Here is a 13,443-nt window from a genome sequence, read left to right on the forward strand (position 1 = left end):
GTGAAGCGCAGCAAGGCTCTGAAGGCCGCGGACGCTCAGGTCGACCGCGACCGCCTCTACGCCCCCCTCGAGGCCATCCGCCTCGCCAAGGCGACCAGCACCAGCAAGTTCGACGGCACCGTCGAGGTCGCCATGCGTCTGGGCGTCGACCCGCGCAAGGCCGACCAGATGGTCCGCAGCACCGTGATCCTCCCGCACGGCACCGGTAAGACCGCTCGGGTCCTGGTCTTCGCGACCGGCGAGCGTGCCGAGGCCGCGCGTGCTGCGGGCGCCGACATCGTCGGTGCCGACGAGCTCATCGACGAGGTCGCCAAGGGCAAGCTGGACTTCGACGCCGTCGTCGCCACCCCGGACCTCATGGGCAAGGTCGGCCGCCTCGGCCGCGTGCTCGGTCCCCGTGGTCTGATGCCGAACCCGAAGACCGGCACCGTCACCCCCGATGTCGCCAAGGCTGTCAACGACATCAAGGGCGGCAAGATCGAGTTCCGCGTCGACAAGCACTCGAACCTGCACTTCATCATCGGTAAGGCTTCCTTCACCGACGAGCAGCTGGTCGAGAACTACGCCGCCGCGCTGGACGAGGTGCTCCGCGCCAAGCCGTCCGCCGCCAAGGGTCGCTACATCAAGAAGACCGCGATCTCCACCACGATCGGCCCCGGCATCCTGGTGGACCCGAACCGCACCCGCAACCTCCTGGTCGAGGAGGACCCGGCCGCCGTCTGAGCCCCGAGCTCACACCGGTAGCCGCGTCCTGGGCGCAGCAGTAGTCCGTACGACGGGCCCGTACCCCCTTCACCGGGGGTACGGGCCCGTCGTCGTGTCCGGCCGGCGCTCTCCCCGGCTGTTCCCTGCGGGCGGTCGTTCTCCGGGCGGTCGTCGTGTCCGGATCGAGACCCGGGCGGGGAGGACGAGCGGCGCGGCTCGTCGTACGCTCAGCCGGTCAGATCATGTGACTTAACCGTGTGACCGTCGGAGTGTGCCGTGCCGCCCGCCCTTCGCCCCGCCGTCTGGGGGGCGGCCCTGCTGCTGCTCGCCGGCTGCCTCACCGCCTGCAGCCTGATGGCCGTCTCGGGGGACCGCACGCCGGCCGGCGGGCCCGCGACCGTCCGGCCGCCCAAGCAGGTGCTGCTCTCGGCCGCACAGAACCTGGACGACTCCGGTGGCACGCGCGTCCAGGTGGCCGAGGAGGGTCCGGCTGGGCGGCGCACCGCCTCCGGCACCGTCTCCTGGGGCGCCCGCGACGCGGTCGAGCTGACCGTCACCGACGAGCTGGGCACCGCCCGCCTCCAGGCCCGGGACGGCGTGCTCGACCTCGCGTACGACGGGGCGCCGGCGAAGCGGGCCGAGCGGGCCGACGCCGAGTCGCTGGACCCGCGGGCACCGGGCGCGGCGTACGCGGGCGGCTGGGTGAGCGGGCTGGTCGCCAACCCCGGCGGCCCGGCGCATTCGATGGCCCTGGCCGGGAAGTTCACCTCGCTCGGCGGCGAGCAGCTGGCCGGCGCCACGGTGGCGCACTACCGGGGCTCCGCGCCGGTGGCCGACTTCTTCTCCGCCGACCAGGGGTTCTCCGCCGACCGGCTCGCGGTGATGCTCGCGTACTACCGGCAGCACGGGGTCACGGCGATCGGCTACGACTTCTGGGTCGCCCCGGGCGACCGGCTGCTCCGGCTCCGCGCCACCGTCCAGGGCAGCGCCGGAACGGTGGTCACCACGACCGACCTCTCCGACCTCGGGCCGGGTGCGGAGACCCCTGCTGCGACGGGCTGAGACGTTCCAGGGGGTGGCCGTTGCGAGGCGGACTTTGACGATCCGTTAGAGTCCGCTGCGTATTACCTGACAATCGGGCCTCATTGGGGGTTTCTTCATGCGTGCTCTGCGCCTCGCTTCCGTCGTCGTCACAGCCGCCGTCATGGTCGGAGGACTGACGGCCTGCGGCGGTGACGGCAAGACGGACACCAAGTCCGCGGAGGGCCCGGCCGCCGGCAAGTCCTCCGGCCTCGAACCCAAGGCCGCGCTGGCCGCCTCGGCCGTGGTGATGCAGAAGGCCGCCAACGGCAACATCGAGCTGGCCCTGCCCGACAACTCCATGACCGGCACGGCGCAGTGGAGCCAGAGAACCGATGTCGACGTGGCGGGCAAGGGCAAGGCGTCCACCAAGACGCGGGTGGTCGGCGACGACATCTTCCTCGGCGGCGGTCCCGACGTGGCGGTCGCCCTGGGCGGCAAGCACTGGGCCAAGGTCACCCCCCAGGACCCGGGCGTGGGCCCGATGGCCGGGATGTTCCTGACCGTGACCCAGCTGAGCAACCCGGTGCTCCAGCTCACGGTGGCGGCCCAGGTCGGCAAGCCGACCAAGGTCGGGGCCGAGGCCGTCGGCGGGGTCGAGACCACGCACTACCGCGCGGTCGAGGACGTCGCCAAGCTGACCGAGGCGATGAGCGCGCTCGGCAACGACCAGCGCACCGCCGTCCAGCAGACCCTTGCCGCGGGCGGCAACACGATGACCGTCGACTTCTGGATCAACGGCGCCCAGGAGCTCGTCCAGCTCAAGGGCTACGGCAACAAGAACGGTGAGCAGCAGGCCGTCACGGTGAAGTACTCGGGCCTGGGCGCCGCGCCCAAGATCGAGGCGCCGGCCTTCGGCGACGTCGGCAAGAGCTCCGACTTCTCCAAGCTCTTCGGCGGCTGAGCCCACAGGGCTCTCCGCCTGCCCCTGACACCGGCGCCGGCCCCGACCCGTCGCGGAGCGGGCCGGGTTCACCGGACCGGACGAGGGGGGCGCCACCGGCAGGCCGGGCTGTTGGTGGCAAGGTGGCTCGGAACAGGCGCAACAGGGACGGAAGGGGAGCGGGCCATGGCGGTGCGGCAGCGGCTGGCGGCAGTGGTGGCCGCCGCGCTGCTGGCGGGCGGGCTGACGGCGTGCGGCGGGGGCGGCGGCACGACGCCGACGCCCTCCGGCACGCCGACGCCGACCAGTGCCTCCCCGACCGGCCCGGCCAAGCCGACCGACCGGTCGCCGCACGGCGTCCTGCTCTCCGCCCAGCTGGCCATGCAGACCGCGCGCCGGGCCAAGGTCAGCTACCGGCTCGGGCCGGACGCCGGCTCCGGCCCGCTGTTCTGGCTGCCGAAGACCGCCCTCCAGGTCAAACGTTCCACCCCGGCCGAGGCCGAGCAGCTGATCGTCGTGGACACCGTGGCCTACCAGGGCGGTGACGCCGCCACCGCGGCCCGGCTCGGCGGCCGGCACTGGGAGCGGTTCAACGGCGCGCCGGGCCCGGACGGCCATCGCGAGATCCCGTACGCCGGACTGATCGACCTGCTCAACCCGGTCGAGGCGCTGGCCGCCGCTACCGCGGACGGGGTGGCGGCGCAGTACGTCGGCGAGGAGAAGTTCGAGGACTCGACGGTCGAGCACTACCGGGTCACCACCGACGCCGAGCGGTACGCGGCCGCGCAGACCCAGCTGAGCCAGGCCCGCCGGGACGGCCTGCGCGCCGCGCTCGCCCCCGGCGGCTCGGCCTCGCTGACCCTGGACCTCTGGCTGAACGACAAGGATCAGCTGGTGAAGCTCCAGCGCACCGGCACCGGGGAGAGCGGCCGGGCGGACGACTCGGTGCTCTACTCCGAGTTCGCCGGCACCCTCTCGGCCCAGGCCCCGGCCGAGGCGGACACCGTCGACGCGGGCACCCGCAACGTCTCCCCGCTGGCCCGCTGACCCGTCCCGTCCGTCCCGCCCGTCGCTTCCGCGGGCGGTGGCCCTGGGCGATTTGCCCCGGACGGCGGGGCCGGGCTACTGTTGCCGAAGCCAAAGACCGCTGGTTGTCGCCGTGCCCCCGCAAGGGAGTGGGTGACCGAAGGATCTGCGCTTTCAGCGCAGGCAGCCCGCGCAGGATTGTTTGGAGCTTGGACTTCCGGGTCTCGCGTGTTCGCACGTGGGCCTGTCGAGGTCGTACTGAGCCCCGTGCGCCTGCGCACCGGGGCTCATCTGCTTTTCTGCAGGAGCTTTCCTTCCGTCCGGTCGGTCCGAGGTGAGAATGGTCGACTTTCGCGGTCGGCCGGACTTCGACATCACGGAAGGAGGCGTAAGCCTATGGCTAGGCCCGACAAGGCTGCTGCCGTCGCCGAGATCGCGGACAAGTTCCGCGCCTCGAACGCGGCCGTACTGACCGAGTACCGCGGTCTGACGGTGAAGCAGGTCAAGACCCTGCGTCGCTCGCTGGGTGACAACGCCCAGTACGCCGTGGTGAAGAACACGCTGACCAAGATCGCTGCCAACGAGGCCGGGATCACGGAGCTCGACGACCAGTTCAACGGTCCGACGGCTGTCGCCTTCGTCACCGGTGACCCGGTGGAGTCGGCGAAGGCTCTGCGTGACTTCGCCAAGGAGAACCCCGCTCTCGTCATCAAGGGCGGTGTCCTTGACGGCAAGGCGCTGTCCGCCGATGACATCAAGAAGCTCGCGGACCTCGAGTCCCGCGAGGTGCTGCTCGCCAAGCTGGCCGGCGCCCTGAAGGCCAAGCAGTCCCAGGCTGCTGCGCTCTTCCAGGCCCTGCCGTCGAAGCTCGTCCGCACTGTGGACGCGCTGCGCGACAAGGTCGAGCAGGGCGGTGCCGGTACGCCGGCTCCCGCCGCCGAGGACGAGGCCGCCGAGTAATTCGGCAGGCTCACGCCTCGCTGCGGGCCCGTACGCCCGCCAACCCGTACATACGGCACCACCTGCCGAATTAGTGGAAGGACGCCAATCATGGCGAAGCTGACCCAGGACGAGCTGCTCGCGCAGTTCGAGGAGCTCACCCTCATCGAGCTCGCTGCCTTCGTGAAGGCCTTCGAGGAGAAGTTCGACGTCACCGCTGCCGCTCCGGTCGCCGTTGCCGCCGCCGGTGGCGCTGCCCCGGTCGAGGCCGCTGAGGAGCAGGACGAGTTCGACGTCATCCTCGACGGTGCCGGCGACAAGAAGATCCAGGTCATCAAGGAGGTGCGCACCCTGACCTCCCTCGGCCTGAAGGAGGCCAAGGACCTCGTTGACACCGCTGGTGCCAAGGTCCTGGAGAAGGTTGCCAAGGACGTTGCCGAGAAGGCCAAGGCTGCCCTCGAGGCCGCTGGCGCCAAGGTCACCGTCAAGTGACTCCTCCCCGGCCATGACGGCCGGGAGGTGCCTCCACGCCCCTCTGCGGGCTGAGGCTGCCTGAGGCCGGGCCGATCACCCTTGCGGGTGGTCGGCCCGGCCTTTTCGCGTACCCGGCCCCGGGCGGGCCCGGCGGCGGGGATCCACCGGTGTGGCCGAGAGGGCACTCGGCAGTGTCGGTGCGGGCGGGTATGGTGATCGCTGTCATCGAGAGTGGCTCTCACCACGGCTTCTGTAACGCCGGGCGGGTCCGCAGCGATAGACGGGTCGAGGTCCGCGCCGGAGGCGGGCCCTTGACGAACCAGGCGCGGCGCGCGATTCTCAAGGCGCGAGTCCGCCCGGTTGGTTTGTTGCTGGATGCATAACCAGCGCCTCCGGCGGGAAGTGACTCCACGTGAGTGGTGGAGGCCCGGGAGTGCCCGGGCCGGTGCAGTACCCGGTGGGCGTTCGCGTCCGCCGGCTACCGGGAGGAGTCTCCGATTCGGTTTCCGAATCAGAGCTGGACAGCAGTGTGCCGTTTGGCTACACTGTCCCTTTGCGCTGCCTGTTAGCTGCTCCGTGACTCGTCGCCCGGAGTTTGCGTTGCCCTGAAGGGGTCTGGCACCGCCTCCGCAAAACGGCTCTGACCTCGGGTTTCACCCCCGGCAGAGGCCAGTGGCGAGGGAGGTGGGACCAAGCCTTTCCAGGCCCGGCCGGTACGCGCGCAGTGAGCTCCGAGCCCTCGGAAGGACCCCCCTCTTGGCCGCGCCGCGCAACGCCTCGAACAATTCCGCCGCATCCACCGCCCCGCTCCGCGTTTCGTTCGCGAAGATCAAGGAGCCCCTCGAGGTCCCGAACCTCCTGGCCCTGCAGACCGAGAGCTTTGACTGGCTGCTCGGCAACGCGGCCTGGAAGTCCCGGGTCGAGGCGGCCCTGGAGAGTGGTCAGGACGTCCCCACGAAGTCCGGTCTGGAGGAGATCTTCGAAGAGATCTCCCCGATCGAGGACTTCAGTGGGTCGATGTCGCTGACCTTCCGCGACCACCGTTTCGAGCCGCCGAAGAACTCCATTGACGAGTGCAAGGACCGCGACTTCACGTTCGCGGCTCCGCTCTTCGTCACGGCCGAGTTCACCAACAACGAGACCGGTGAGATCAAGTCTCAGACGGTCTTCATGGGCGACTTCCCGCTCATGACCCACAAGGGCACGTTCGTGATCAACGGCACCGAGCGTGTCGTCGTCTCGCAGCTGGTCCGCTCCCCGGGTGTGTACTTCGACTCCACCCTGGACAAGGTGTCCGACAAGGACATCTACTCCTGCAAGGTCATCCCCTCGCGTGGTGCCTGGCTGGAGATGGAGATCGACAAGCGCGACATGGTCGGCGTCCGCATCGACCGCAAGCGCAAGCAGTCCGTCACCGTGCTGCTCAAGGCGCTCGGCTGGACCAACGAGATGATTCTCGAGGAGTTCGGCGAGTACGAGTCGATGCGCGCCACCCTGGAGAAGGACCACACCCAGGGCCAGGACGACGCGCTGCTGGACATCTACCGCAAGCTGCGCCCGGGCGAGCCGCCCACGCGTGAGGCCGCGCAGACGCTGTTGGAGAACCTCTACTTCAACCCGAAGCGCTATGACCTCGCGAAGGTCGGCCGTTACAAGGTCAACCGCAAGCTGGGCAACGCCGAGTCGCTGGACTCCGGCGTGCTCACCGAGCCCGACATCATCGGTGCGATCAAGTACCTGGTGAAGCTGCACGCGGGCGAGACCGAGTGGCGTGACGACGAGGGCCGCGACATCGTGGTCGAGGTCGACGACATCGACCACTTCGGCAACCGTCGTCTGCGCAACGTCGGCGAGCTCATCCAGAACCAGGTCCGTACGGGTCTGGCTCGTATGGAGCGCGTCGTGCGCGAGCGCATGACCACCCAGGACGTCGAGGCGATCACGCCGCAGACCCTGATCAACATCCGGCCGGTCGTCGCCTCCATCAAGGAGTTCTTCGGCACCAGCCAGCTGTCGCAGTTCATGGACCAGACGAACCCGCTGTCGGGCCTGACCCACAAGCGTCGTCTGTCCGCGCTCGGCCCCGGCGGTCTCTCCCGTGAGCGCGCCGGCTTCGAGGTCCGTGACGTGCACCCCTCGCACTACGGCCGCATGTGTCCGATCGAGACCCCCGAAGGCCCGAACATCGGTCTGATCGGGTCGCTGGCCTCGTACGGCCGGGTCAACGCGTTCGGCTTCATCGAGACCCCGTACCGCAAGGTCATCGAGGGTGTCGTCACCGAGCAGGTCGACTACCTCACGGCCGACGAGGAGGACCGCTACGTCATCGCGCAGGCCAACGCCCCGCTGACGGCGGAGCTGACCTTCGCGGAGCCGCGTGTCCTGGTCCGCCGCCGTGGTGGCGAGATCGACTACATCCCGGGCACCGAGATCGACTACATGGACGTCTCGCCGCGCCAGATGGTGTCGGTCGCGACCGCCATGATCCCGTTCCTCGAGCACGACGACGCCAACCGCGCGCTCATGGGCTCGAACATGATGCGCCAGGCGGTGCCGCTGCTGAAGAGCGAGGCTCCGCTGGTCGGTACCGGCATGGAGTACCGCTGCGCCGTCGACGCCGCGGACGTCATCACCGCCGAGAAGGCCGGTGTCGTCCAGGAGGTCTCGGCCGACTACGTCACCGTGGCCAACGACGACGGCACGTACACCACGTACCGCGCTGCCAAGTTCACCCGCTCCAACCAGGGCACCGCCTTCAACCAGAAGGTGCTCGTGGACGAGGGCGCCCGGGTCGAGGCCGGCCAGGTGCTGGCCGACGGTCCTTGCACCGACGAGGGCGAGATGGCCCTCGGCAAGAACCTGCTCGTGGCGTTCATGTCGTGGGAGGGTCACAACTACGAGGACGCGATCATCCTGTCGCAGCGCCTCGTCCAGGACGACGTCCTCTCCTCGATCCACATCGAGGAGCACGAGGTCGACGCCCGTGACACCAAGCTCGGCCCCGAGGAGATCACCCGGGACATCCCGAACGTCTCCGAGGAGGTCCTCGCCGACCTCGACGAGCGCGGAATCATCCGCATCGGCGCCGACGTCGTCACCGGCGACATCCTGGTCGGCAAGGTCACGCCCAAGGGTGAGACCGAGCTGACCCCGGAGGAGCGCCTGCTCCGCGCGATCTTCGGCGAGAAGGCCCGTGAGGTCCGCGACACCTCGCTGAAGGTGCCGCACGGTGAGTCCGGCAAGGTCATCGGCGTCCGCGTCTTCGACCGTGAAGAGGGCGACGAGCTGCCCCCGGGCGTGAACCAGCTGGTCCGCGTCTACGTGGCCCAGAAGCGCAAGATCACCAACGGTGACAAGCTCGCCGGCCGCCACGGCAACAAGGGTGTCATCTCCAAGATCCTGCCGGTCGAGGACATGCCGTTCCTGGAGGACGGCACCCCGGTCGACATCATCCTCAACCCGCTGGGCGTCCCGTCCCGAATGAACCCCGGGCAGGTCCTGGAGATTCACCTCGGGTGGCTCGCCAAGCAGGGCTGGGACGTCTCCGGCCTCGCCGACGAGTGGGCCCAGCGCCTGCAGGCGATCGGCGCCGACACGGTCGAGGGCGGCACCAACCTCGCCACCCCGGTCTTCGACGGCGCCCGCGAGGACGAGATCACCGGTCTGCTGGACAACACCACCCTCACCCGTGACGGTGAGCGCCTGGTGAACTCCACCGGCAAGGCCCGCCTGTTCGACGGCCGCTCCGGCGAGCCGTTCCCGATGCCGGTCTCGGTCGGCTACATGTACATCCTCAAGCTGCACCACCTGGTCGACGACAAGCTGCACGCCCGTTCGACCGGCCCGTACTCGATGATCACCCAGCAGCCGCTCGGTGGTAAGGCGCAGTTCGGTGGTCAGCGCTTCGGTGAGATGGAGGTGTGGGCCCTTGAGGCGTACGGCGCGGCCTACGCGCTGCAGGAGCTGCTCACCATCAAGTCCGACGACGTTCTCGGCCGCGTGAAGGTCTACGAGGCCATCGTCAAGGGCGAGAACATCCCCGAGCCCGGCATTCCCGAGTCCTTCAAGGTGCTCATCAAGGAAATGCAGTCGCTCTGCCTCAACGTGGAGGTGCTGTCCTCGGACGGCCAGTCCATCGAGATGCGGGACTCCGACGAGGACGTGTTCCGCGCCGCCGAGGAGCTCGGCATCGACCTGTCCCGGCGCGAGCCGAGCAGCGTCGAAGAGGTCTGACGGAGGCTGGGCCGGCTCTTACCACTGAGAGCCGGCCCGCCCCCAGGCCCCCCTCAGACCACATGAACGACTCTCGACTTACGAAAGAGGGCTTGACGACCAGTGCTTGACGTCAACTTCTTCGACGAGCTCCGCATCGGCCTGGCCACCGCCGACGACATCCGCCAGTGGTCGCACGGCGAGGTCAAGAAGCCGGAGACCATCAACTACCGCACCCTGAAGCCCGAAAAGGACGGACTCTTCTGCGAGAAGATCTTCGGTCCGACCCGGGACTGGGAGTGCTACTGCGGCAAGTACAAGCGCGTCCGCTTCAAGGGCATCATCTGTGAGCGCTGCGGCGTCGAGGTGACCCGCGCCAAGGTGCGCCGTGAGCGGATGGGCCACATCGAGCTGGCCGCCCCGGTCACCCACATCTGGTACTTCAAGGGTGTCCCGTCCCGCCTGGGCTACCTGCTCGACCTGGCGCCGAAGGACCTCGAGAAGGTCATCTACTTCGCCGCCTACATGATCACCTGGGTCGACGACGAGCGCCGCCAGCGCGACCTGCCGTCCCTGGAGGCGCACGTCTCGGTCGAGCGCCAGCAGATCGAGAACCGCCGCGACTCCGACCTCGAGGCCCGTGCCAAGAAGGCCGAGACCGACCTGGCCGAGCTGGAGGCCGAGGGCGCCAAGGCCGACGTGCGCCGCAAGGTGCGCGAGGGTGCCGAGCGCGAGATGAAGCAGCTGCGCGACCGTGCGCAGCGCGAGCTCGACCGCCTCGACGAGGTGTGGGCCCGCTTCAAGAACCTCAAGGTCCAGGACCTCGAGGGCGACGAGCTGCTCTACCGCGAGCTGCGCGACCGCTTCGGCACCTACTTCTCCGGCTCGATGGGCGCGGCGGCCCTCAAGGACCGCCTCGAGACCTTCGACCTGGCGGAGGAGTCCGAGCGCCTGCGCGAGATCATCCGCACCGGCAAGGGCCAGAAGAAGACCCGTGCGCTGAAGCGCCTCAAGGTCGTCTCCGCGTTCCTGCAGACCACCAACAAGCCCAACGGCATGGTGCTGGACTGCGTCCCGGTCATCCCGCCGGACCTGCGTCCGATGGTGCAGCTGGACGGTGGCCGCTTCGCGACCTCCGACCTGAACGACCTGTACCGCCGCGTCATCAACCGCAACAACCGCCTGAAGCGGCTTCTCGACCTCGGTGCTCCCGAGATCATCGTGAACAACGAGAAGCGCATGCTGCAGGAGGCCGTCGACGCCCTGTTCGACAACGGCCGTCGTGGTCGCCCGGTCACGGGCCCCGGCAACCGTCCGCTGAAGTCCCTCAGCGACATGCTGAAGGGCAAGCAGGGTCGTTTCCGCCAGAACCTGCTCGGCAAGCGAGTCGACTACTCGGCCCGTTCGGTCATCGTCGTCGGCCCGCAGCTCAAGCTGCACCAGTGTGGTCTGCCCAAGGCCATGGCGCTGGAGCTCTTCAAGCCGTTCGTGATGAAGCGCCTGGTCGACCTGAACCACGCGCAGAACATCAAGTCGGCCAAGCGCATGGTCGAGCGCGCTCGCCCGGTCGTGTGGGACGTCCTCGAAGAGGTCATCGCCGAGCACCCGGTGCTGCTGAACCGTGCACCCACCCTGCACCGCCTCGGCATCCAGGCCTTCGAGCCTCAGCTGGTCGAGGGCAAGGCCATCCAGATCCACCCGCTCGTCTGCACCGCGTTCAACGCGGACTTCGACGGTGACCAGATGGCCGTCCACCTGCCGCTCTCCGCGGAGGCGCAGGCCGAGGCCCGCATCCTGATGCTGTCCTCGAACAACATCCTGAAGCCGGCCGACGGTCGCCCCGTCACCATGCCGACCCAGGACATGGTGCTCGGCCTGTTCTTCCTCACCTCGGACCGTGAGGAGGTGAAGGGCGGTGGCCGTTCCTTCTCCTCCACCGCCGAGGCCGTCATGGCGTTCGACGCCAAGGAGCTGGACGTCCAGGCCGTCATCGACGTCCGTCTGCCGATCGGCACCGTCCCGCCCCGTGGCTGGACCCCGCCGGTCGACGAGGACGGTCAGTCGAGCTGGTTCGAGGGCGAGTCCTTCCGCCTGAAGACCACCCTGGGCCGCGCGCTCTTCAACGAGCTGCTGCCCGAGGACTACCCGTTCGTCGACTACGAGGTGGGCAAGAAGCAGCTCTCCGCGATCGTCAACGACCTGGCGGAGCGCTACCCCAAGGTCGTCGTCGCGGCGACCCTGGACAACCTGAAGGCGGCCGGCTTCCACTGGGCCACCCGCTCGGGTGTCACCGTCTCGATCTCCGACGTCGTCGTCCCGCCGACCAAGCCCCAGATCCTCGAGGGCTACGAGGCGAAGGCGGAGAAGGTCCAGCGTCAGTACGAGCGCGGCCTGATCACCAACGACGAGCGCAAGCAGGAGCTCATCGGCATCTGGACCCAGGCGACCAACGAGGTCGCCGAGGCCATGAACGCGAACTTCCCGAAGACGAACCCCATCTTCATGATGGTCGACTCGGGTGCTCGTGGAAACATGATGCAGATGCGTCAGATCGCCGGTATGCGTGGTCTGGTGTCCAACGCCAAGAACGAGACGATTCCCCGTCCCATCAAGGCGTCGTTCCGTGAGGGCCTCACCGTTCTCGAGTACTTCATCTCGACCCACGGTGCCCGTAAGGGTCTGGCCGACACCGCCCTGCGTACCGCCGACTCGGGCTACCTCACCCGTCGTCTGGTCGACGTCTCGCAGGACGTCATCATCCGCGAGGAGGACTGCGGCACCGAGCGCGGCCTCAAGCTGGCGATCGGCACGGTCGAGAACGGCGTCCTGCGCAAGACGGACGACGTCGAGACCAGCGTCTACGCCCGCATGCTCGCCGAGGACATCACGGTGGACGGCAAGCTCCTTGCCACCGCCAACACCGACCTCGGTGACGTGCTGATCGACGAGCTGATCCGCCACGGCATCGGCGAGGTCAAGACCCGCTCGATCCTGACCTGTGAGTCGGCCGTCGGCACCTGCGCCATGTGCTACGGGCGCTCGCTGGCCACCGGCAAGCTGGTCGACATCGGTGAGGCGGTCGGCATCATCGCCGCCCAGTCCATCGGTGAGCCCGGTACCCAGCTGACCATGCGTACCTTCCACACCGGTGGTGTGGCCGGTGACGACATCACCCAGGGTCTGCCCCGTGTCGTCGAGCTCTTCGAGGCCCGTACCCCCAAGGGTGTGGCCCCGATCTCGGAGGCGCAGGGCCGGGTCCGCATCGAGGACACCGAGAAGACCCGCAAGCTGGTCGTCACGCCGGACGACGGCACCGACGAGATCGCCTACCCGGTCTCGAAGCGTGTGAAGCTGCTCGTCAGCGAGGGCGAGGCGGTCGAGGTCGGCCAGAAGCTGACCATGGGTGCCACCAACCCGCACGACGTGCTGCGGATCATGGGCCAGCGTGCCGTCCAGATCCACCTGGTCGCCGAGGTCCAGAAGGTCTACAACTCGCAGGGTGTGTCGATCCACGACAAGCACATCGAGATCATCATCCGGCAGATGCTCCGCCGCGTGACGATCATCGAGTCGGGCGACGCCGAGCTGCTCCCGGGCGAGCTCGTCGAGCGCGGGCGCTTCGAGACCGAGAACCGTCGCGTGGTCTCCGAGGGCGGTCACCCCGCCTCCGGCCGTCCGCAGCTGATGGGTATCACCAAGGCCTCGCTGGCCACCGAGTCCTGGCTGTCGGCCGCCTCCTTCCAGGAGACGACCCGGGTCCTCACCGACGCGGCGATCCACGCCAAGTCGGACCCGCTGCTGGGCCTCAAGGAGAACGTCATCCTCGGTAAGCTCATCCCGGCCGGTACGGGTCTGCCCCGCTACCGCAACATCCGGGTCGAGCCGACCGAGGAGGCCAAGGCCGCCATGTACTCGGCCGTCGGCTACGACGACTACGACCTGTCGCCCTTCGGCGCCGGCTCCGGCCAGGCGGTCCCGCTGGACGACTACGACTACGGCCCGTACACCGGCTGAGTCAGCTCCGGTGCTCGACGCCGGGCACCAACCGCTCGGGCGGTCACCCCTCACGGGGTGGCCGCCCGGCGGCGTTTCCGGGCCGGCGCCGCCGTGGATCCGGGGCGAAA

8 protein-coding genes are annotated in these 13,443 nt (G+C 68.8%); all 8 read left to right on the plus strand.

Translation table 11 applies throughout. The features are described from left to right. The 8 genes from rplA (at window position 1) to ACZ6NC_RS24205 (ending at window position 13,333) form a co-directional block, all read left to right on the plus strand. The gene (rplA, locus tag ACZ6NC_RS24170; RefSeq protein WP_396321495.1) at window positions 1-723 is read left to right on the plus strand and encodes a 50S ribosomal protein L1; all 723 of its coding nucleotides are present in this window, start codon (window positions 1-3) and stop codon (window positions 721-723) included. A 258-nt stretch (window positions 724-981) separates the two neighbouring features. Beyond that, window positions 982-1,767 (plus strand): SCO4651 family lipoprotein, encoded by a 786-nt coding sequence (locus ACZ6NC_RS24175; RefSeq protein ID WP_465735856.1) that lies wholly within the window; start codon window positions 982-984, stop codon window positions 1,765-1,767. A 97-nt stretch (window positions 1,768-1,864) separates the two neighbouring features. Then, window positions 1,865-2,689 (plus strand): SCO4651 family lipoprotein, encoded by an 825-nt coding sequence (locus ACZ6NC_RS24180; protein ID WP_465735857.1) that lies wholly within the window; start codon window positions 1,865-1,867, stop codon window positions 2,687-2,689. A 165-nt stretch (window positions 2,690-2,854) separates the two neighbouring features. Continuing rightward, window positions 2,855-3,715 carry an SCO4651 family lipoprotein gene (locus ACZ6NC_RS24185; protein WP_465735858.1) on the plus strand — a complete coding sequence of 287 codons (861 nt, stop codon included), beginning with the start codon at window positions 2,855-2,857 and terminating at the stop codon, window positions 3,713-3,715. Between the two features lie 375 nt (window positions 3,716-4,090). Next, on the plus strand, window positions 4,091-4,654 hold the full coding sequence (gene rplJ / locus ACZ6NC_RS24190) for a 50S ribosomal protein L10 (protein WP_148644361.1): 564 nt from the start codon (window positions 4,091-4,093) through the stop codon (window positions 4,652-4,654). 90 nt (window positions 4,655-4,744) lie between these two features. After that, window positions 4,745-5,125, plus strand: a complete 381-nt coding sequence (rplL, locus tag ACZ6NC_RS24195) for a 50S ribosomal protein L7/L12 (RefSeq protein WP_465735859.1) — start codon at window positions 4,745-4,747, stop codon at window positions 5,123-5,125. A 738-nt stretch (window positions 5,126-5,863) separates the two neighbouring features. Next, window positions 5,864-9,340, plus strand: a complete 3,477-nt coding sequence (gene rpoB / locus ACZ6NC_RS24200) for a DNA-directed RNA polymerase subunit beta (RefSeq protein WP_465735860.1) — start codon at window positions 5,864-5,866, stop codon at window positions 9,338-9,340. A gap of 102 nt (window positions 9,341-9,442) precedes the next feature. Beyond that, window positions 9,443-13,333, plus strand: a complete 3,891-nt coding sequence (locus tag ACZ6NC_RS24205) for a DNA-directed RNA polymerase subunit beta' (protein WP_465548940.1) — start codon at window positions 9,443-9,445, stop codon at window positions 13,331-13,333. Window positions 13,334-13,443: the final 110 nt, after the last annotated feature.

The organism is Kitasatospora sp. NPDC041988 (genome assembly GCF_055588525.1).

Bases quoted from the DNA above. Each gene is read 5' to 3' on its own strand.
- rplL (WP_465735859.1), top strand. From the start codon at position 4,745: ATGGCGAAGCTGACCCAGGACGAGCTGCTCGCGCAGTTCGAGGAGCTC.
- ACZ6NC_RS24185 (WP_465735858.1), top strand. From the start codon at position 2,855: ATGGCGGTGCGGCAGCGGCTGGCGGCAGTGGTGGCCGCCGCGCTGCTG.
- rplJ (WP_148644361.1), top strand. From the start codon at position 4,091: ATGGCTAGGCCCGACAAGGCTGCTGCCGTCGCCGAGATCGCGGACAAG.
- ACZ6NC_RS24180 (WP_465735857.1), top strand. From the start codon at position 1,865: ATGCGTGCTCTGCGCCTCGCTTCCGTCGTCGTCACAGCCGCCGTCATG.